Below are 21,042 nucleotides of genomic sequence, written 5' to 3'. Positions count from 1 at the left end.
AAATTTACAGGGGATTATAGTGCGATTTTAGAAATTAGACAATGAGGAATTACGCAATCGTTTACAATTGACGAATCCTCACTTATAGTACGGACTCTTAACTTTATGACGAGGTCTGAAATGGAATTCCTAAAAACTCCCTTAAAATTAACCGCACTTTTTTCCCTGTTAGGGCTGGCTTCACAATCGGTACAGGCTGCCGGCAAACTCACGGTTTACTGTAGCGTGCAAAATACGACTTGTGAAAAAGTTACACAGGCATTTGCGAAAAAATATAACGTGGAAACCCAATTTGTGCGTAACAGCACCGGTACTGTCTTAGGCAAAATTAAGGCAGAACAAAAAAATCCACAGGCGGATGTATGGTATGGCGGTACAATTGAGCCACACTTGCAAGCGGTGAATTTAGATCTGTTTGAACGCTATCGTTCGCCAATGCAAAAAGAAATTATGCCGAAATTTAAACCCCTAATGGATCAGTGGGGCGATTTCACTTCCGTCATTTACTTAATGGAAATGGGGATTGGGGTAAATACGAAAAAACTCAGAGAACTTGGCGTAGCACCGCCTAAATGTTTTGCCGATTTAACCAAGCCGGAATTTAAAAATCAAATTCAGTATGCCGATCCACGTGTATCCGGCACCGGGTATTCTTTATTAAGTACGTTAATTTCTCTTTGGGGTGAGAATAAAACCTACGATTATCTGAAAACCTTAAATAATAATATTTCACAATATACCAAAACGGGAATGGCAACCAGTAATTTAGCCACAGGCGATGTTGCCATAGATTTAGGGTTTATGCTGAGTTATGCGAAAGAAAAAAATAAAGGTGCGCCCGTTGAAGGCGTACTTCCTTGTGAAGGCGTGGGCTACGCATTGGGCGCGGCGAGTATTATCAAGAACGCCCGCAATTTAGAAAATGCCAAACTTTTTATTGATTTTGTGCTTGGTAAGGACGCTCAAGAGATACCTTGGCGGGAAGGGGATTCCTACCAACTTCCGACCAATATCAATGCACAACCTGCACCGGGCTTTACGCCGGCAGATAAATTGAAATTAATTGATATTGATTTCGTCAAATTCGGTTCACCACAAGAATCCAAATACTTAATTGAACGCTGGGTTACGGAAACCAAAAGTAAGTAGACGATAAAAAGGACGGAGCAACCGTCCTCTTTTAGAGAAATCAATAAATATTCAAGATAAAAAATACCTAAAATTTCAACCGCACTCTCCCAGTATAAATATTACTCTTCCCTTCTCTAGCAAATCCGAGTAGCGTCAAATGATGTGTTTCTGCCATTTTTACGGCTAAATCTGTTGCCGCTGAAATTGCCACCAACATTTCCACACCGCAAGCAATCACTTTTTGCACCATTTCATAACTGGCTCGGCTTGAAACCAATATAAATCCTTGCGGTTTATCCCTTTTGGCATACCAACCAAGTAGTTTATCTAACGCCACGTGGCGACCCACATCTTCACGAATCGCAAGCATATTACCTTGAAGATCAAAAAATGCAGCGGCATGTGTTGCGCCGGTCTGCTTTCCTAATTCTTGATTTTTCTGCAAGGTAGAAAGGCAATCATCAAGCAAATTAAGATCAAATTCAAAAGTGCGGTCTAATTTCGGCAAGTTTTTATACACCTGATTGATCTGTTCCGTACCACAAATGCCACAACCGGTTCGTCCCGTAAGATTACGGCGATGTGCTTTTAATGCCATAAATTTTCGACTGGAAAGCTCAATTTGAACCTCAATACCATTACAGACTTCAACAACGTCAATACCATAAATCTCACTCGGTTTATCAATAATGCCTTCTGTTAATGAAAAACCCAAGGCAAAATCTTCTAAATCCTGAGGTGAACACATCATCACCGCGTGAGAAATGCCGTTATAAACCAGTGAAACCGGCATTTCAACGGCGAGATAATCGGGTTTATCCGTTAAAAGTGCGGTCGTTTTTTCCGCTGTTTTAGGTTTGTGAAAAAAATGAATTGTTTGTTCAATAAGCCAATGCATTATTATCTATCCGTTAAACTTTTTATAACAAAAATATGACAATATTCGTTTATTTTGTGATCTGGATCACCATTTTTATAGGGATAATGTATTTTGATTATAGATTTATCCATAAAAAATCGGTATCCTACACAGTGTTTTGTGCACGCAATTTAGTCGATTATGATTCGTTATTCTAACGAAACCAATCAAATTATCCAGACGAATTTCTTACTATCTAACATCTGACAACCTTATTGTTGAAAGGAGTGATTATGCAGGTCTCAAGAAGAAAATTCTTTAAGATCTGTGCAAGTGGTATGGCGGGAACTTCCGCTGCAATGCTAGGCTTTGCGCCGGCAAGCACATTGGCAGCACCGCGTGAATACAAATTATTACGCGCCTATGAATCCCGTAACACTTGTACATATTGTGCCGTTAGCTGCGGTATGTTGTTATATAGTACCGGTAAACCTTCCGATACATTAAGCGGCCACACCGGTACAAATACCCGTTCTAAATTATTCCATCTTGAAGGTGATCCGGATCATCCGGTTAGCCGTGGCGCACTTTGCCCGAAAGGTGCCGGCGCGTTGGATTATGTTAACAGTGAAAGCCGTGCGCTCTACCCTGAATATCGCGCACCGGGTTCAGACAAATGGGAACGCATTTCTTGGAAAGAAGCAATTAAACGCGTTGCCCGCTTAATGAAAGATGACCGTGATGCTAACTTTATTGAAACCGATGCAAGCGGTAAAACCGTAAACCGTTGGGCAACCACCGGAATTATGACCGCCTCCGCAATGAGCAACGAAGCCGCCTTATTAACGCAAAAATGGATTCGTATGCTCGGGATGGTGCCGGTATGTAACCAAGCGAATACTTGACACGGACCAACGGTAGCAAGTCTTGCTCCATCATTTGGTCGCGGTGCGATGACAAATAACTGGGTTGATATCAAAAACGCCGATCTCATTATTGTTCAAGGTGGTAACCCTGCCGAAGCACATCCTGTAGGTTTCCGTTGGGCGATTGAAGCGAAGAAAAACGGTGCGAAAATCATCGTGGTTGATCCGCGCTTTAACCGTACGGCATCTGTTGCCGATATTCACGCCCCAATTCGTTCCGGTTCCGATATTGCCTTCTTAATGGGGGTGATCCGTTACTTATTGGAAACAAACCAAATTCAACACGAATATGTTAAACATTATACCAATGCCTCATTCTTGGTAAACGAAGGCTTCAAATTTGAAGACGGTTTATTCTCAGGCTATGACGCAGAAAAACGTCGCTACGATACATCAAGTTGGAATTATCAATTTGATGAAAACGGCAATGCCAAACGTGATATGACATTGCAAGATCCGCGTTGCGTGATTAATGTATTGAAAGAACACGTTTCCCGCTATACGCCGGAAATGGTTGAGCGTATTACCGGTGTGAAACAAAAACTTTTCTTACAAATCTGTGAAGAAATCGGTAAAACCTCTGCGCCGAATAAAACAATGACGCACTTATATGCGTTAGGTTTTACGGAACACACAATCGGTACACAAAATATCCGTTCAATGGCAATGATTCAATTACTTCTAGGTAATATGGGTATGCCGGGCGGCGGTATTAATGCACTTCGTGGACACTCAAACGTACAAGGCACAACGGATATGGGCTTGTTGCCGACATCCTTACCGGGCTATATGCGTTTACCAAACGATAAAGATACCTCTTACGATCAATATATTAATGCGATTACGCCGAAAGATATTGTGCCGGGTCAAATCAACTATTATCGCAATACTTCAAAATTCTTTGTAAGTATGATGAAGACTTTCTATGGCGATAACGCAACCAAAGAAAACAGTTGGGGATTTGATTTCTTACCAAAAACAGACCGCGTATATGATCCAATTACTCACGTGAAATTGATGAATGATGGTCAGTTACACGGTTGGATTCTACAAGGCTTTAACGTATTGAACTCATTACCGAACAAAAACAAAACCCTTGCCGGTATGAGTAAACTCAAATACTTAATCGTAATGGATCCACTTCAAACGGAAAGTTCCGAATTCTGGAAAAACTTTGGTGAATCAAACGATGTGAATCCTTCAGAAATCCAAACTGAAGTCTTCCGTTTACCAACCACCTGTTTCGCGGAAGAAGACGGTTCAATCTCTAACTCCGGTCGTTGGGCGCAATGGCACTGGAAAGGCTGTGATCAACCGGGTGAAGCCTTACCTGACGTGGACATTCTTTCAATGATTCGTGAAGAAATGCACGAACTTTACAAAAAAGAAGGCGGTCGCGGTATTGAATCATTTGAGGCGATGACGTGGAATTATGCTCAACCTCATTCGCCAAGTGCGGAAGAATTGGCAAAAGAATTAAACGGTTATGCCCTTGATGATCTTTATGATCCTAACGGCAACCTAATGTATAAAAAAGGTCAATTATTAAATGGCTTTGCCCACTTACGTGATGACGGTACAACCACATCAGGTAACTGGTTATATGTTGGTCAATGGACTGAAAAAGGTAACCAAACCGCCAACCGTGATAATTCCGATCCGTCAGGGTTAGGTTGTACACTTGGTTGGGGCTTTGCATGGCCGGCAAACCGCCGTGTACTGTATAGCCGTGCCTCTTTGGATATTAACGGTAATCCTTGGGATAAAAACCGTCAATTAATCAAATGGAATGGTAAAAACTGGAACTGGCACGATGTTGCTGATTATGGCACACAACCACCGGGTTCCGATGCGGGGCCGTTTATTATGTCTGCCGAAGGTGTTGGTCGTTTATTTGCTGTTGATAAAATCGCGAACGGCCCTGTACCTGAGCATTATGAACCGATTGAAAGCCCAATCGATACAAACCCACTTCACCCGAATGTGGTGTCCGATCCGACAGTACGTATCTATAAAGAAGATCGTGAATTTATCGGTTCAAACAAAGAGTTCCCATTTGTGGCAACGACTTATCGTTTAACCGAACATTTCCACAGTTGGACAGCACAATCTGCCATTAATATCATCGCCCAACCACAACAATTTGTGGAAATTGGCGAAAAATTGGCGGCAGAAAAAGGCATTCAAAAAGGTGATATGGTGAAAATTACCTCAAAACGTGGTTATATCAAAGCGGTTGCCGTGGTAACCAAACGCTTGAAAGACCTCGAAATTGATGGAAAAACCGTTCACCACGTGGGTATTCCAATTCACTGGAATATGAAAGCCTTAAATGGTAAAGGCAATCGTGGATTCTCTACGAATACCTTAACGCCGTCTTGGGGTGAAGCAAATACACAAACACCGGAATACAAAACATTCTTGGTGAACATTGAGAAAGCGGAGGCATAATATGCGAGCAATGGATGTACAATCTCAAGATATTATTAAAATTTCCGCTACCTCGGATTTAACCCCTGCGCCACACGCACGGGATCATAAAATTGAAGTTGCAAAACTGATCGATGTTTCCACCTGTATTGGCTGTAAAGCCTGTCAAGTGGGTTGCTCGGAGTGGAATGACATCCGCTCCGATGTCAATGCACAATGTGTGGGAGTTTATGACAACCCGGTGGATCTCAATGCAAAAGCTTGGACGGTCATGCGCTTCAATGAAGTGGAAGAAAATGATCGTTTGGAATGGCTAATCCGCAAAGACGGTTGTATGCACTGTTCCGAACCGGGCTGTTTAAAAGCCTGCCCTGCTCCGGGTGCCATCATTCAATACAAAAACGGTATCGTGGATTTCCAATCGGATAAATGTATCGGCTGTGGCTACTGTATTGCAGGCTGTCCGTTCAACATTCCACGTATGAATCCTGAAGATAACCGTGTGTACAAATGTACCCTTTGTGTTGATCGTGTTTCTGTGGGGCAAGAACCGGCTTGCGTGAAAACCTGCCCGACCGGTGCGATTCGTTTCGGTTCAAAAGAGGAAATGAAAATCTACGCAGAAAAACGCGTTGAAGATCTCAAATCCCGTGGTTATGAAAACGCCGGTCTTTATGACCCACCGGGTGTTGGCGGCACACACGTAATGTATGTGTTGCACCACGCCGATAAACCGGAACTTTATAACGGCTTACCAAAAGATCCTCATATTGATATGAGTATCACCTTATGGAAAGACGTATTAAAACCGGTTGCTGCCGTGGCAATGGGGGGTCTTGCATTGGCAGAACTTGGTCACTACTTAACCGTAGGGCCAAATGTAGAAACCGATGTGGAAGATCATAGTGAAAAATTTGAATCCGAAGACGAAAAATAAGGGAGTAAAAGATGAGTAAACTTGAAATTACTAACGATACTCGTATCGTTCGCCATCGCATTCCTGCCCGTTTAAGTCACTGGTTCTTAGTGATCAGTTTCTTCTTAACGATGTTTACCGGCGTGGCATTCTTTTTCCCTGATTTTTCGTGGTTGACGGAAATTCTTGGTACGCCACAATTAGCCCGTGCCATTCATCCTTTTACCGGTATCCTAATGTTTGTTGCCTTTATTTTCTTATGTTCCTTATATTGGCATCACAACATTCCGGAGAAAAACGATATTCGTTGGTTGAAAGGTATCGTTGAAGTCTTAAAAGGGAATGAACACGAAGTTGCCGATAACGGTAAATATAACCTCGGTCAGAAAATGTTGTTTTGGACATTGATCCTTGCAATGGTGACCTTATCCATTACCGGTATCATTATGTGGCGTCAATATTTTTCACACCACTTCTCTATTCCGGTGTTAAGAATTGCCATTCTTCTTCACTCTGCCAGTGCCTTTATGCTGTTTACCGGTATCTTAGTGCATATTTATATGGCGTTTTGGGTGAAAGGTTCAATTCGCGGTATTGTTGAAGGTTGGGTAACCGTCCGTTGGGCGAAAAAACACCACCCGAGATGGTATCGAAAAGAAGTTCTACCGGAACTTGAAAAAGATATTGAACGGGAAGAAAAAGGGGAAAAAACCAAAGCCTTATTTAAAGGTATTGCGGGATAACCCCAAACATCAACTTAAAAGTGCGGTTAAAAATGACCGCACTTTTTGTTACCATACACCACAAAATCAAATGACTTTATGAGAATCCTATGAGCATTAAAATCCTGTCAGAAGCCGAAATCAAAGCACAGAAAAAAAATCCTTATGAAAATCCGGCAGTTCTTTTTGCCAATCCGAAAAATCTCTACCAACGCCGTGCCAAACGGTTGCGTGATTTAGCCAAAGATCACCCCTTAGCGGATTACCTCTTATTTGCGGCGGATGTGGTAGAAAGCCAACTGACAATATTAGAGAAAAACCCACTGCCCGAACAACATCTTGAACAATCCAATGGAATCAAACCACTCAATGCAAAAACTTTCAAGCGTGATAGCATTTGGCGCGAATATTTGACCGAAATTTTGTATGACATTAAGCCGAAAGCCAATGAGCAGATTGCTGCAACCATTGAATCCCTCGAAAAAGCAGGCAGTGCCGAATTGGAAGAAATGGCAAGTCAATTATTGGCTGAAGAATTTAATTTAGTCAGTAGCGATAAAGCGGTATTTATTTGGGCGGCACTTTCTCTTTACTGGCTGCAATTAGCCCAACAAATCCCGCACGCAAGCCGCTTGGAAAATAGTGAAAATATCCACTACTGCCCTGTTTGTGGATTAGCTCCCGTTGCCAGTATGATTCATATTGGTACATCGCAAGGGCTACGTTATTTACATTGTGCCTTATGCGAAAGCGAATGGAATTTGGTACGCGCCCAATGCACAAATTGTAACGGACACGACAAATTAGAATTGTGGTCATTAAATGAAGAACTCGCTCTCATCCGTGCGGAAACCTGCGGAAGTTGCGAAAGTTATCTGAAAATGATGTTCCAAGAAAAAGATCCGAATGTTGAAGCGGTTGCCGATGACTTAGCCTCTATTTTCTTAGATGTGGAAATGGAGGAAAAAGGCTTTGCCCGCAGTGGGTTAAATCCCTTTATTTTCCCGGCACAAGATGCTTGATAGAGTGCTCGAGACTTCCTTCAAAGAATCGGTAGTATGTGGAAAATACACAAAGATAACATAACCGAATTAGAGACGAGACGCCTCTAATCCTTATCTAAAAACCCAATAATTTCAATAAATTAACATCAAAGGACGCCTGCGTGGCGTCCCTACTTTTCGCTAAAAATGATTGATTTCTCAATTGCGACATAATACCGCAAATAACGACCGCACTTTTGGGTTTTATAAATAACAAGCCATCACAATGGCATTTTCCCGTTTTCCATTCGATAAGGGATAATAGTTTTTGCGAATATCTACTTCATTAAAGCCCAATTTTTCATATAGCTTACGTGCCGGATTGGCTTCCCGCACTTCAAGCCATAAGGTTTGAATGTTTTTTTCTCTCAATTTTTCCATTAAGCCATTTAATAAATATGTCCCAAATCCTTTGCCCTGATAATGGGGATCAACGGCAATGTTAAACAAGGTTGCTTCATCCAAAACGGTTTGGCAAATGACAAACCCGATAATTTGGTTATCCTCCACCAATTTCAAATTGAGATAACGCTCGCCCTGATTATTTTTTAATGTTCCAAAACTCCAAGGCACAAGGTGTGCCAATCGTTCTATATCATACAAACGATCAAAATCTTGATCTTCAATCGTAAGAATTTGCGACATCTTTATTGAACCTGTTGAATTTGCAGCCAAAATTCACGTTTGGCGGCAGATGAAGATTGAAAATGGGCATAATCCAGCGAACGATAAATTTGTTCGGCATTCGTACAGTAAGGCAAAGTGCGGTCAATTTTCTCGGCATTTTCAGCCAGCAGCCAATATCGCACAGCGTGATTTAATTCAAGATGTTGAATTTGATCGTAATTTAAACAAAGGCAATCTTCTTTTTTTAATTCGAGGCTCAATAATATATCCGCCAACAAAGGGGATTGGCTAAAATTTTCATCGGTCACCACAATAAAACGAATATTTTCCGAAACGGCAATTCCCACCGCCCCTTGTAATACTTCAGGACGGTGTAATTGCCACCGGGTAATCCCCATTTCTTTTAAAAGAAGATTGCGTCTATCCATCATTAACGGGAAATGGTATCAAACGGATAATTCATCAAGCCTTTCACAATAGCTTTTTCTTCCGTATCCGTTGGTTTTTGTTGATAGGCTTTTAAGCTACGGAATGAAAGAATATTTTTGTCTTTGTTTGCCACAAAAATAAAGCGTTGGAAATCTTTACCATCGCAAGCGTAGTAAGGAGTATCCCCACTGTTTAATGTTTGCAAATCACACACTTTTTTATTTTCATTGATATATCGGGTGGTGAGTGTGGGTTCAATGGAAAGATCTTTAAGATAGAAAGTTTCACTGGTGATGGATTTACGGTTGGCACGATCCACACTCGCCGCCACACTGATAAAACGTGGCACTTCACCTTTCACCGCCTTTGTTTGTTTTATGTATTTTCCACCATTAAACTCAATTTCAGTGCCGGCTTTTTTGATCCGCTCAAACTGTGCATCAAGTTTGTTAAACATTTCGGTTTGTTCCGGCGTCTCTTCAATTTTAGAAGGCTTTTGAGATTGGCCTTGTATTTGATCAATTAATTGACAACCCGACAACAAAGTCGCCAGCGTTGTAGCCAATAGGATTTTTTTCATCATAATTCCTTATAAGAAAAGGGCGTAACGCCCACTAAATAAATATTTTATTTACGCTATCTTTGTTAAAATAGCGACTAATTTTAAACTAAGAACCCACAGGATTCAAAGCGTGATTTCTCTTGAAAGCGAAGTTTTAGAACGCCACCTTCCCTTTTTCCACGGTAAATCCATTTTATTTGCCGGTGGCATCAATGATCAATTTCCACAAAAATTAGCCCAACATTGCCAATCTGTGCAAGTTTGGAGTGGCTACTTTGATTATGCCCGCCACCAAAGTGCGGTCAATTTTTCCGTTGAATTTCAAGGAAAAGCCGATCTGATGGTTTACTACTGGACAAAAAACAAACAGGAAGTTCAATTCCAATTACTGCAACTACTCGCCAATGCACCGGAAGGGCAAGAAATGCTGGTTATTGGTGAAAACCGTTGCGGTGTACGTTCGGTGGAAAAAATGCTGGCAACATTTGGAGAGATTGCCAAAATTGATTCCGCACGACGTTGCGGTTTATATCATTTTTCCTTAAAAAAACGACCGCACTTTGCCCTTAACGACTTTTGGAATACCTACCAATCCCCTCAGCTTAATGGTTTAACCGTTTATAGTTTACCCGGCGTATTTAGTGCCAATGAATTGGATGCCGGCACGGCACTTTTGCTTTCAACCCTCAACACACAAATTAAAGGCTCGGTGTTGGATTTAGGCTGTGGCGTGGGCGTTATTGGTGCGATGATCAAAAAAATAAATCCCAAAACCAATGTAACGATGACGGATATTCACGCGATGGCGTTAGAATCTGCCCGTAAAACCCTTACGCAAAATAAATTGGAAGGTAATGTTTTCGCCAGTGATGTGTTCTCACATATTGAAGGGAAATATGATCTTATTATTTCTAATCCGCCCTTCCACGATGGAATCGACACGGCTTATCGCGCAGTGAAAGAACTGATTACACAGGCAAAATGGCATTTAAATAGCGGTGGGGAGCTTCGCATTGTGGCAAATGCTTTCTTGCCTTATCCCGATTTATTGCAACAACATTTTGGTGAATTTGAGGTGTTGGCTCAAAGCACAAAATTTAAAGTTTATTCGGTAAGAAACTAGGAGGAGCAAATGAAAGTAACCAGTTCGGCAATCAAAAATGGGGCATTTGAAGATAAATATGGCAAACGTGGTACGCAATTTAGCCCAAACGGTATGCCAACCTATTCCATTCCTTTTGAAATCACCAACGCCCCGGAAGGAACAAAATCCTTTGCTGTGGTTCTGGAGGATAAAGATGCCATTACGGCAAGCGGCTTTGTTTGGATTCATTGGTTAATTGCCAATCTTGAGCGCACAAGCGTGCAGGAAAACGAAAGCCAAACCGCCACCGATTATGTGCAAGGTGCAAATTCTTGGGCGAGCGTGTTGGGAAAATTTGATCCCCAAGAGGCTTCCGCTTATGGCGGTATGGCTCCACCTAATTGCCTCCACCGTTATGAATTGATTGTTTATGCGCTTGATAGCAAACTTGATCTCAAACCGGGTTTTCGTTTCAATGAGCTACATTTTGCGATGCAGGGGCATATTTTAGATCAAGCTGTGGTGATGGGAACCTATGATGTTTAAACATCAAATAATTTCAACGGCTTAATATTAAGGACACCAACGGGTGTCCTTACTTTTAGAACGTTTCAATAATGCCAATATTATTCTGAATGTATTAACGCTTTATCGGCTATTTTTTCGGCGTGGTAATAAACAATCTTTGATTTTCCGGATTATAGAGATATTTCGAGACCGCTTTCACCTCATCAAGGGTAATACTTTCCACCAGCGGTTTAATTTCCGTTAAATATTGCGGTGTGTGAAAACGGTTTTCGCTGTAAATTAAACGCTCCAACCACGCCTCCGGCGATTGCTGTTGGCTTTCTTCCGTTTGATAGAAATAGCGTTTTGCCGTGGCAAATTCTTCTTCGGTAATGCTATTGGGTAAATCAAGTAAAACCTGTTTGGCAATTTCAATCAGCTTTTCCGTTATTTCCGGATTGGAAGAAAAGGTGAGGGTTGTTTGTATGCGGTTGGTTTCACCTTGCAGGCGGCTTTTGAACCGTTTGCTATAAATCCCTAAGGTTTCGTCCCGCATTTTTTGACTTAATTTTTCAGAAGCAATACTGCTTGCAAATTCAACCATTAGGGCTTTTTTTACTTCCCACTTATCCTGCGTAAACCAAGCGATATAAACGTTATCCTTTGGCTCAGGATTCATTACAAATTTTTCCACTGCATTACCGGCAAGAACTTTTAGCGGTTCTGTTGAAATGGCATTTCCCCGTTTAATTGTCGCTAAATTCTGCACCAAAAATGACCGCACTTTGCTTTCCTCCATATCATTCACAATAAAGTAAGTCACCGGCACGGCAGAAAGTGCCTGCCATTGTTGCATTAGTTCGGTTTCCGTTAATTTTTCCACCTGCTGTACCATTGGCTGCGGATTGATAGGATGTCCGTAAACAAAGGTTTCCCAAGCTAAATTTCGTTTAAATTCATCAGAATGTGTTTGTAATTCAATACGACGAATCGTGTCTGTTTTGGTTCGTTCAAATTCCTCTTTTATCGTGGTTTCTTTCTGTTGGGCATAGTAGAAGCGGAGTAAATCGGCAAATTTGTCATTTTCAACCGTGCTTAGAATATTCAATTTGTCAAAACTCTGACGAATAACAAGCGGAATATGATGATTTTCTTTCCATTCTACCATTTGATTACGTGTCCAATTTAATGGTGCATTATTGCCGATAAGTTGTATGGCAAGTTTGCCTTTCCAATCTTGGATAATCGGTGCATTGGAGCCAGCCTGACTTTGTGCAACAAAATAGGTTTTATTTTTCGCAAGGGGGGATTTTAACCAAACCACAATATCGCCGTTAGAAAGTGTCCAACGCACCGTATTTTGTTTCGGAAAACGTTGCGCTTTCACAATGCTCCCCACTTGTTTTAGGGGAGAAAACGTCATTTTTTCTTTTGCACTTTCCGGCGGAAGGGTTAAATCAGCCTGTTTTGCCGCCTGCCACCATTGTTGTACTTCCGCAGGCAAAATAGGCGGAATCTCAACATTCAACGGCGGCATATATTGCAAAATTTGATCCGGTGCATTTAACCAATGTTGAATGCGTTGATTCACCTCCGCTAAACCGATCTTCACTATTTCTTCCTTCGTCATTTTTTCAATTTGATCCTGACTGTAATAGCGTTTATCACTCAGTAAGGTGCTAATCATTGTTTGCACCCAATCTTCAAAAGTAAAATTTTGTTGATTGAGATTATCATTTTCCAGTTGCAATAAGATTTTCTCTTTTTGCTTCGCTAATTCTGCCTGTGTAATCGGATAATGTTTTAATCGCTCGGCTTGCTCAATAAAATATTTTGCCCCAATGCGATGCGATTGTTTTTCTACATTCGCCGAAAAAACTAAAGCAGAAGTGGTTTTTCCTACGGGTATTTTACGTGCCGATAAGGAAGACAAGGCAATAGGAAGTTGACTTTTTTCTTCTCTAAAACGTTGGCTTAAACTATTCAATGCCAGCTGATCAAGAAGACGTTGGGCAAATCCCATTTCCGTTTGGGCTTGGCTTGCACTGTCATCAAATCGCCATAAATAACTCACTTGGCTACTACTGTTTTGAGGATCACCAAGGCGATCTACTTTAATTTGTTTGGATAATTTCGGTTCATAATACTCTTTATCACGAATTGGCAGCGTTTTTTGTGGCAAATCGGCAAAATACGTCTGAATCAACTTTTCGGCGTCATTCACTTGAATATCGCCAACAAGCAGTAATTGCATATTGTTGGGAACATACCACGTTTTGTAATACTGCTGTAATTCTACGACCGGCATTGTATTAATGCTTCCTTGTGAACCAATGACCAAGCGATTTTCGTAACGGGAATCCGCACGTTGAGAACTTTGACGTTGTTCAAAAAGTCGGCGTTTGGCACTGTCTCTTGTACGCCATTCTTCTAAAATAATTTTCCGTTCACTGTCCCAATCGGTAGCCTTAATCTCCGCTTTAAACAGCATTTGTTTTACCACATCTAAGGTCTGCGTTAGAGTGAAATGCTTAGGTGGAAGATAAAGATAAGTGGTGTTTTCCTGATTGGTAAAGGCATTATAATTTTTTCCCCTCAGCCAACCTTGCTGATGAAGATAAGGCATTACCCCTTTAGGGTAAGCCTCTGTGGCACGGAATGCCATATGCTCCACCATATGCGCCACACCACTTTGGCTCGGCGTTTCATCTACCGCACCGGCATATACCCGCATCACTACATCTACCCGTTTGGGCTGTGTATGTAACGGCAAAATGGTATAACGCAATCCGTTTTCTAACTGCCCCTGTACCGGCATAGGCGTATTGGAAAAGGCGGCGGTCGAGATTAAAAGTAACAAAATACAAACAATGCTACGCAAAATTCACTCCATAAAATAAAGAAAAAATAACGTTAGGTAATCAATACCTAACGTATTTCCTCATTCAGCAATATTTTATCAACTACCAAGCGTAGCCGATACCCAACCAAAATTGACGACCTAACTGATACCCTGTTGTACTTTGGCTTTCCGTGCCACCCAAGTATTGCGAACTTGGGCTACTTGTCGCCACTCGGCTATTAAAAACATTCAACACATCAAGATTTACTTCAAGTTTTTGATCACGAATCGGCAATGTCCAAAGCAAATGCCAATCCAATGTTGCTTTTCCGCTATATTTTTTCACACGATAATCATAAACCGCACCTGTATAATCGCCACAGGCTTGAGGCTGGCTTGAATTGGCACATTGTGCCACATCATAGCGGTGATATGCCTTATAACCGGTTTTGTAATTAACCACCTGTGTCCATTTTAAATTCCAATCAGGAAAATCTGTTTGAAGCTCAATAAAGCCTTCCCAAGGTTGATTAAAATTAAATGGCGGAAGTTCATTGATGGAAGCATAACGTTTTCCTTCAAAAAGATAATATCGATTGTTAAACGCAGCCGGATCAAAAACCAAACTTTCATCATAATTGCCGTGATAATTGACATTGCGATGTTGATAACGCAATCCAAGGCGATAATTCATTGATAACTTATTCCAAGTATAAGTTTTATTGTTTTGAAAACTCAGGGTGAGCGTATTGGTTTGCCCTTGACCGTCATTCGTCATTGCTTTCGGCGTTTTATTTTTAGGATCTTGCTTTGCCGGCACAAATTGTCGTTCACTTTTACGATGTACCCAATTAAATGCCAAGCGATGATCCGCCAAGGTATAATTAAATCCAAGGTTATATTCATCACTATAAGGTGTTTTCAAATCCCGGCTATTATCCCAAGAGGTAAAGTTTTTGGCACAATCGCCCAAAACCCATTCCCCATTAGCCGTCAGCCGTTTCTGACTTTCCCTATGACAAGGAATGGTAGAACGTAAGGCATAAGCCAGCATATTATTGGCAAAATAACGGTTGTATCCTCCGGTAATATTAAAACTGTCGTCATTAAATACATCAAGATTAAAAGCAAAACGTGGAGCAATATTCAAATTTTTTAGAAAACTATCGTAGTTAATATTCACGCCCGGAATGATCTTAATCCGTTGCCAGTTCATTTCATCGGAAAAATAGAGACTATAATTATTCACATTCACCTTAGTATTGAATGCCGGATAATAGGTCATACTATTTTGAAATTGCTCATTTGGAATACAATCCGTACAGTCCACGCCCTGCCCAACAATAACCCGTTTAACATCCATTCTTGGTACAGACATATAGCGTACCGCATTAGGGCGTTCGGATTTTGCAGTTGCCAAGTCCACCTGCCAACCAAAAGAGGGCTTATGTTCGGTTGTTCCCCAATTTAATCGCTCTAACTCATAATCTTGCTTAACCGTCCAAGTCTTCAATTCTGAGGATAACTCACCGATCCCCCCTTCACGTTTATAGTCACACTTGCCTGTTTTGCTGTTTACATAACTACACCATTGTGTACCACTGTTTGCCAACAAGCCTTCTCCTAACCAGTTGTAATACGAATAACCGGCATCGTGGGCTATTTTGTTACGGTTATATTGATAAGCAAGGGTTGTTTTTACCACGCCCCAATCCCCTGCATATTGCGATTCAATATTGGCACGCCAACCGCCACCTTCGCCCACATAGCGTCCATTTTTAACATTATCGTTGTAATACACATTTTTGTGCGGAGAATAGAGCAATGTTGCCAATAATTTGTGGTGATCGTTTGCCTGATAACTTCCTTTTAATAAAAAGGTTTCCGCTAAACGGCGTTCTTTTTCCCAACGATTTAATCCTTGATGATATTCAGGCATTTTGGATTGAGTACGGTTATAGCTAAACAAAATCCCTGCTTTCTCATTAATCGGCTGATTTAACGTGAAATCAAAAATATGCTTGGTAAATTTGGGCTGAACATCACTTTCCGCATAAGCATTATCAAATTCTGCCCGTTCTTCATCGCTCAGTTGGAAGGAAGTCCAACTATCCCGTGTCGTACGATAACTTATTGAACCACTCGCTTTGGATAACACCGGATCTTTAATTTCGGCATCCACCACCCCACCGGTAAAACGACCATATTTTGCCGGCACATTACTGTCATAAACCGTTACATTTCCAAGTAAACGACTATTTATGTAAAAAGACTCAGGAGAACCGGGAGCGATATACATTGAGGTAGGCTGGGTGAAATCTTCTGCCGATTTATAACCGCCATTTGAAGCACCGGGATTTAGCAAATCATTGTTTGATAAGCCATCAATTAAATAACTATTGTTGTAGTAAGGCTCACCGTGAAAACTGATTAAATCAGGGGCAATTTCCCCTGCCTGTATTGAATTATTTGTCGTCCCACTAAACTGTACGGCAGGATTATTTTTAAGCAATTCCGAAATATTACCGTTTCTCAGCGGAGTGCGGGCAATATCTTCCGCTGAAAATACCATTGATCCCGAAGGTGTCGCCGCCACATTAGCCACGACCGATATGGTATCTAACTGATTGTCCGGTTTACTGTGTTCCGCATAAGCAATGGAAGTGAAAAAAAGAGAGGAAACAAAGGTAGCAATTTGCGTTTTCTTCATTGTAAAAAGATCCCTAAGTAAAAATAGAAATAAGAAATATTATTATTTAGCTTTACTAGGATACTAGAATGTAAAGAAAAAAAATGAGATCAAGATCACAAATTCAAATATGGCTTGAAAAAACGGTACGAGGCAGCAAATGTATTCAATAAAAGAAGATTGATAGAAGGTATCTACATTAGAATTCAGGTTCTTTCAAAAAGTTAAAATTAAGGACGCCAATAGAGCATCCTTGCATACTATTTTACCGTCATAAAGGCTTTGCCATATAACTTGGATTATTTATTCAACCTTAAATATTCACCTTCACACCTAAAAATAAAGATAGTCGGTCTCCCAAATTTTTAAGCTTATCCATATAAAATACCTTATCCGCTTCTGTACTCATTTTTTCTTCCTCATATCCATCATTAGGCATTGCGGCTAATTCCTCAAGAGCGTACTTGCTCAACCCCGCAAGGCTAATAAAAGACGCATATTTTTTCCACAAAAGCGTTAAAGAATTTTGTTCACCTTGCTGTAAGCAATAAATAGAAATTAACCATTTCATATTATTCGGTAAACTATCTATAACCATTTGAATTAGCTGACGTCTTTTACAAGGTAAAATAACCTTTTTTTCATCAATCATTGTCAATGTGGCTGACACCAAATCAAAAAAAAGTTTGTAATCATTTTTGTTATAAAGATTAATGGCTTGTAAATTTTGTTTAGCTACAAGAATCACTAACTTATCAATATCTTCTTGATTAAATTTCTGCAGAGCATTTCTGATTTCGTCATTCTTATTGTCAATTTTTTCAAAAAAGGAAAAATAATTAAGAATAGATATTTTGAATAAACTCACAAAATCTCCAATATTCATATTACTTCCCCTCCATTTGTGGATTACGTTGGTAAAATTCTTTCAAAGGTTCACAATCCTGTAATGGCTCATTGGAGAAAAAAATAGATTTTTTGCAAGACTGCATAACTGTATCTTTGGCTTTATCCAAATCTTTTGAAACACCGCCTATGCCTTTCTCATAAATCTCTGCTATTTTTTCCCAAGCAGTGAGTCCCCAACCAGTACCACTCTCAATATCCAGCACTCGCTGATACCATTTTAAGGCTTCCGCTCCCGGTTTCCACCAGCCTACCTTTTCGTCCTTATATAAATTAGCAATCGCTATCATTATTTGGGCATTCTTTGGATATTTCTCAAGCCCTTTTTCATACCACTTCATAGCTTCTTTGTAACGACCTTCTTTATTGTAATACTCCCCAATATAAAAATGATATTGATGGATATCAGAATGTCGTTTTTCCAACAGTTCAATCAGTTTGAATGCTTGAGTAATATCTGGTTCAATCCCAGCTCCAAAACAGCCCATAGTAAAACTCCCAGGCGTATAAGGGATATAAACATAAGTCAGAGCATACAATTCTTTATTTGAAGCTTGTCCATTTTCTACCAATTCCAATAAACGTTTTTTCGCTTCTGCATAATATTCAACTGATTTAACCAAATTTTTTACACCATAACGTTCATATTCATCTCTATAAATCTTACCTAACCGACATAAGGCATATCCACTATCCGCACCGCCTTCAAGGGCTTTTCGTTGATAAGCTTCAATAGCTTTCTTATACCACGACTTTCCTATTTCAATTGATTGCTTATCTTCCTGTGTCCAATATTCTTTTGGAAGGAATGGAGGATCAGTAAAAGCATTTCCCACTTTCTCCATTGCCTCAGGATCACCTTCTATTGCCTTTTTTCCAATTTCTACTAATTCTGCAGTAGAGTAATCGTGGTAAATGATATCCCCTTGCAATTTCTGCACAATACTTTCAAGCTCATCCGTAGTATTAGTATTAGCCCATATAGAAAGTGAAAACAATGCGGTAACCGCACCAATATAAATTCCGGGTTTAAGACGTTTCATAAAAACCTCTATAAAAAATTAAAATAACACTTGCTTCTCAAACGATTTTGTATTAGCAAGATGAAAGGCTCTTTCTATCAATAAAGAGCCGAAAAGAGTATACTCTTTTAAAACGTTCAAATTTTGAGCTCTTTTTTATTTTAAGATAAATAAAAGGAAACAAAACCAACCATTAAGAAAGGAAAAATATTGAATGGAAAGATTTATCTTATTCAAGTAGAAAGCAATTGTCTTATATTATTGATATAGAAAAGTGTCGTTGAAAAAAGGGGAATATCCCCCCTTTTTTTTATTGCGGAATAAATACGTATGTAGGCTATGTTAGGTAAATTCCCACGAGCCATTCCCTGCTAACTGCAAATATTGTTGATGATGACGAATTAATGTAGAACGATGTCCTACACTAATGACAATGCTTTGTGGCAGTTCTTGCTTCAAAAGAAGGTACATTTTTTCTTCTAAAGATTCATCCAATGCCGAGGTCGCTTCATCAAGGAAAATCGCTGTCGGACGGTGAAGTAACACGCGGGCAAAAGCAAGCCGCTGTTGTTCGCCAAGGGATAGAATATTCATCCAGCTTGCCGGTTGCTCCAACTTATCGGCAAGATGTCCTAATTGCACCAGATTCAAAACGGCAATCAATTTATCCCTTTCTACATTTTGAGGGGCTATATTCGGATAATACAGGGTATCGATCAATCTGCCTTGTGGTAAATAAGGCTTTTGGGCAACAAAGAGAGTATGTTCAGGAAAAGAAATCTGCCCTTCCGCATACCGCCACAAACCGGCAACCGCCCGCAATAAGGTTGTTTTTCCAATACCTGAAATACCTTGAATCAACAATGAATCACCTGCCGATAAATGAAGACTAAGATCGTTGACGAGAACATTTCCTGTCGGTGTTTTTACCGTAAGTTTCTCGAAAATAACTTTGTCTTTGGCCTTATCTTTTTGAATATTTACCGCATTTTGAGCCTTCTCTGCCGCCTGATAAAAACCGCTCAAACGCTCTAACACGGCACGATAACCGGCAAAATCATCATAAATATTACGAAAAAAAGAAAGGGAGGTTTGCACCCGTCTGAAGGCTTGCGCCGTTTGCATTAATTCGCCTAACTGAATTTGCTTTTCAAAAAAGCGGGTGGCTTGAATCAAAAACGGAAAAATCACCGAGATTTGCGTAACCGCAAGGTTAAAACCATTAAATTTTAACGTTCTATAAACAATTTGCCAGAGATTATCGATCACATTATTAAATTGAGTAAGCAACTGATTTTTTTCCATTTTCTCGCCTTTAAAAAAAGCGATACTTTCGGCATATTCCTTTATTCGCACCAATGCATAACGGTAATTTGCATTCAATCGTTCATTATTAAAATTTAACCCAATCAACGGCTTACCAATATGAAAAGCAAATGCCGTACTGAATAAAACATAAATGAAAACCAAAAACACCATAGCGTGCGGTAAGGTAAAATCCCCTATTTGCATTGGCCCGGATAGCCCCCACAAAATAAGGGTAAAAGAAACCATTGAGGTAACGGCTTTAATTAAGCCTAAAGATAAGCTCAAAGAAGAGCTGACATAAGAAGTAATATCCTGTTGAATACGTTGATCGGGGTTGTCGATTTTTTCATCGGCGGAATACATTTTATAATATGCTTGATTTGCCAACCATTTGTCCAAAGTGGCTTCATTCGCCCATTTTCGCCAGTGAATGGTGAAGGCTTTTTGCACATAATAAATCAACAACGCATTGGCAATATGCACCGTTGCCAACACGGAAAATACGGCAATTTGTGTCCAAAATTCAGCAGCATCTAAATGTTGCAAAGCGTTATACAATGCTTTATTCCACTCCGATAACAAAATATCAATCCGCACGGTCACCAAGCTGAAAAATAACACCGTAAAAAAATAGGCAATCGGTTTTACACTCCGTTTTAGAGAAAAATAATCCGCACTTAAAAACCAAAATTGTTCCCCCCATTTTGTGGTTTTGATTAAAAATAGAGAAATCAGCGGTGCAATAACGAAGATGATCCCCATCACGGTGGCAATCCAATAAAAAGAATTTAACAATTCTTGCATCCAATTCATTTTGTTTCCTTATGAATAAATTTTTACTTTTCAGTATAACATTAAATATTTGTTGAGAATCAATCTTAATAAGAATGTATCAAATTCATCGCTCACCAAAAGTGCGGTCAATTTGGGGATTAAATTCTACATTATGTAATAATTTCACAATGAAAGAAACTTTGAAAAAGCTAGGGATGGCACGCCAACATTCTTAATTTTATCCTATTGAAATAGTTTGATTTTT

16 protein-coding genes are annotated in these 21,042 nt (G+C 40.1%); 7 read left to right on the top strand and 9 right to left on the bottom strand.

Features of this window, described 5'->3' with window-relative positions:
* The first annotated feature begins 120 nt into the window (after positions 1-120).
* Complete coding sequence (locus BKL49_RS10365) at positions 121-1,149, top strand: ABC transporter substrate-binding protein (RefSeq protein ID WP_244151994.1); 1,029 nt, start codon at positions 121-123, stop codon at positions 1,147-1,149.
* Positions 1,150-1,216: 67 nt separating this feature from the next.
* Here BKL49_RS10365 and fdhD read toward each other — a convergent pair whose 3' ends face one another.
* Positions 1,217-2,029 carry a formate dehydrogenase accessory sulfurtransferase FdhD gene (fdhD, locus tag BKL49_RS10360; RefSeq protein WP_077425159.1) on the bottom strand — a complete coding sequence of 271 codons (813 nt, stop codon included), beginning with the start codon at positions 2,027-2,029 and terminating at the stop codon, positions 1,217-1,219.
* Positions 2,030-2,283: 254 nt separating this feature from the next.
* On the opposite strand from fdhD, the gene fdnG reads away from it, so the two are divergent.
* The 4 genes from fdnG (at position 2,284) to fdhE (ending at position 8,006) form a co-directional block, all read left to right on the top strand.
* Complete coding sequence (gene fdnG, locus BKL49_RS10350) at positions 2,284-5,367, top strand: formate dehydrogenase-N subunit alpha (RefSeq protein ID WP_143530842.1); 3,084 nt, start codon at positions 2,284-2,286, stop codon at positions 5,365-5,367.
* Position 5,368: 1 nt separating this feature from the next.
* Positions 5,369-6,283 (top strand): formate dehydrogenase subunit beta, encoded by a 915-nt coding sequence (gene fdxH / locus BKL49_RS10345; protein WP_077425153.1) that lies wholly within the window; start codon positions 5,369-5,371, stop codon positions 6,281-6,283.
* A gap of 11 nt (positions 6,284-6,294) precedes the next feature.
* Positions 6,295-7,005 carry a formate dehydrogenase subunit gamma gene (locus tag BKL49_RS10340; RefSeq protein WP_077425150.1) on the top strand — a complete coding sequence of 237 codons (711 nt, stop codon included), beginning with the start codon at positions 6,295-6,297 and terminating at the stop codon, positions 7,003-7,005.
* Positions 7,006-7,094: 89 nt separating this feature from the next.
* Entirely contained in the window at positions 7,095-8,006 is a 912-nt protein-coding gene (gene fdhE, locus BKL49_RS10335) for a formate dehydrogenase accessory protein FdhE (protein ID WP_077425148.1), read from the top strand.
* 225 nt (positions 8,007-8,231) lie between these two features.
* Here the strand turns inward: fdhE and rimI are convergent, their stop codons facing one another.
* Genes rimI through BKL49_RS10320 form a run of 3 tightly spaced genes read right to left on the bottom strand, consistent with a single transcriptional unit; the run spans position 8,232 to position 9,666 of the window.
* Positions 8,232-8,672 carry a ribosomal protein S18-alanine N-acetyltransferase gene (gene rimI / locus BKL49_RS10330; RefSeq protein WP_077425146.1) on the bottom strand — a complete coding sequence of 147 codons (441 nt, stop codon included), beginning with the start codon at positions 8,670-8,672 and terminating at the stop codon, positions 8,232-8,234.
* Positions 8,673-8,674: 2 nt separating this feature from the next.
* Positions 8,675-9,082 (bottom strand): DNA polymerase III subunit psi, encoded by a 408-nt coding sequence (locus tag BKL49_RS10325; protein WP_077425176.1) that lies wholly within the window; start codon positions 9,080-9,082, stop codon positions 8,675-8,677.
* A 2-nt stretch (positions 9,083-9,084) separates the two neighbouring features.
* On the bottom strand, positions 9,085-9,666 hold the full coding sequence (locus BKL49_RS10320) for a lipoprotein (protein WP_244151992.1): 582 nt from the start codon (positions 9,664-9,666) through the stop codon (positions 9,085-9,087).
* A gap of 109 nt (positions 9,667-9,775) precedes the next feature.
* Here BKL49_RS10320 and rsmC point away from each other — a divergent pair, with 109 nt between their 5' ends.
* Together rsmC and BKL49_RS10310 are read left to right on the top strand one after the other, a co-directional pair.
* Positions 9,776-10,768, top strand: coding sequence for a 16S rRNA (guanine(1207)-N(2))-methyltransferase RsmC (gene rsmC, locus BKL49_RS10315; RefSeq protein WP_077425142.1), 993 nt, complete (start codon positions 9,776-9,778; stop codon positions 10,766-10,768).
* A 9-nt stretch (positions 10,769-10,777) separates the two neighbouring features.
* On the top strand, positions 10,778-11,275 hold the full coding sequence (locus BKL49_RS10310) for a YbhB/YbcL family Raf kinase inhibitor-like protein (RefSeq protein ID WP_077425140.1): 498 nt from the start codon (positions 10,778-10,780) through the stop codon (positions 11,273-11,275).
* Between the two features lie 109 nt (positions 11,276-11,384).
* On the opposite strand, the gene BKL49_RS10305 is transcribed toward BKL49_RS10310, so the two are convergent.
* The 5 genes from BKL49_RS10305 to BKL49_RS10285 all read right to left on the bottom strand — a co-directional run bounded on the left by BKL49_RS10305 (position 11,385) and on the right by BKL49_RS10285 (position 20,816).
* Complete coding sequence (locus BKL49_RS10305) at positions 11,385-14,117, bottom strand: M16 family metallopeptidase (protein ID WP_077425138.1); 2,733 nt, start codon at positions 14,115-14,117, stop codon at positions 11,385-11,387.
* 82 nt (positions 14,118-14,199) lie between these two features.
* The gene (locus tag BKL49_RS10300; protein WP_077425136.1) at positions 14,200-16,788 is read right to left on the bottom strand and encodes a TonB-dependent receptor plug domain-containing protein; all 2,589 of its coding nucleotides are present in this window, start codon (positions 16,786-16,788) and stop codon (positions 14,200-14,202) included.
* Positions 16,789-17,080: 292 nt separating this feature from the next.
* A complete protein-coding gene (locus tag BKL49_RS10295; protein ID WP_077425134.1) occupies positions 17,081-17,653 on the bottom strand; it encodes a hypothetical protein in 573 nt (190 codons plus the stop codon).
* 1 nt (position 17,654) lies between these two features.
* Positions 17,655-18,716 (bottom strand): tetratricopeptide repeat protein, encoded by a 1,062-nt coding sequence (locus BKL49_RS10290; protein WP_077425132.1) that lies wholly within the window; start codon positions 18,714-18,716, stop codon positions 17,655-17,657.
* Between the two features lie 321 nt (positions 18,717-19,037).
* Positions 19,038-20,816, bottom strand: a complete 1,779-nt coding sequence (locus BKL49_RS10285; protein ID WP_077425130.1) for an ABC transporter ATP-binding protein/permease — start codon at positions 20,814-20,816, stop codon at positions 19,038-19,040.
* Between the last annotated feature and the right edge of the window lie 226 nt (positions 20,817-21,042).

Origin of the sequence: Rodentibacter myodis (assembly GCF_001999305.1) — a bacterium.
Lineage (GTDB): Bacteria > Pseudomonadota > Gammaproteobacteria > Enterobacterales > Pasteurellaceae > Rodentibacter > Rodentibacter myodis.
Note: the sequence above shows the minus strand (reverse complement) of the source record. Positions and strands in the feature narration are given on the sequence as shown.

Coding starts and splice junctions, on each gene's coding strand:
- BKL49_RS10325 (WP_077425176.1), bottom strand. CDS start 9,082: ATGGATAGACGCAATCTTCTTTTAAAAGAAATGGGGATTACCCGGTGG.
- BKL49_RS10295 (WP_077425134.1), bottom strand. CDS start 17,653: ATGAATATTGGAGATTTTGTGAGTTTATTCAAAATATCTATTCTTAAT.
- BKL49_RS10285 (WP_077425130.1), bottom strand. CDS start 20,816: ATGAATTGGATGCAAGAATTGTTAAATTCTTTTTATTGGATTGCCACC.
- BKL49_RS10320 (WP_244151992.1), bottom strand. CDS start 9,666: ATGATGAAAAAAATCCTATTGGCTACAACGCTGGCGACTTTGTTGTCG.
- BKL49_RS10340 (WP_077425150.1), top strand. CDS start 6,295: ATGAGTAAACTTGAAATTACTAACGATACTCGTATCGTTCGCCATCGC.
- BKL49_RS10365 (WP_244151994.1), top strand. CDS start 121: ATGGAATTCCTAAAAACTCCCTTAAAATTAACCGCACTTTTTTCCCTG.
- fdhE (WP_077425148.1), top strand. CDS start 7,095: ATGAGCATTAAAATCCTGTCAGAAGCCGAAATCAAAGCACAGAAAAAA.
- BKL49_RS10300 (WP_077425136.1), bottom strand. CDS start 16,788: ATGAAGAAAACGCAAATTGCTACCTTTGTTTCCTCTCTTTTTTTCACT.
- fdhD (WP_077425159.1), bottom strand. CDS start 2,029: ATGCATTGGCTTATTGAACAAACAATTCATTTTTTTCACAAACCTAAA.
- BKL49_RS10290 (WP_077425132.1), bottom strand. CDS start 18,716: ATGAAACGTCTTAAACCCGGAATTTATATTGGTGCGGTTACCGCATTG.
- fdxH (WP_077425153.1), top strand. CDS start 5,369: ATGCGAGCAATGGATGTACAATCTCAAGATATTATTAAAATTTCCGCT.
- BKL49_RS10310 (WP_077425140.1), top strand. CDS start 10,778: ATGAAAGTAACCAGTTCGGCAATCAAAAATGGGGCATTTGAAGATAAA.
- rimI (WP_077425146.1), bottom strand. CDS start 8,672: ATGTCGCAAATTCTTACGATTGAAGATCAAGATTTTGATCGTTTGTAT.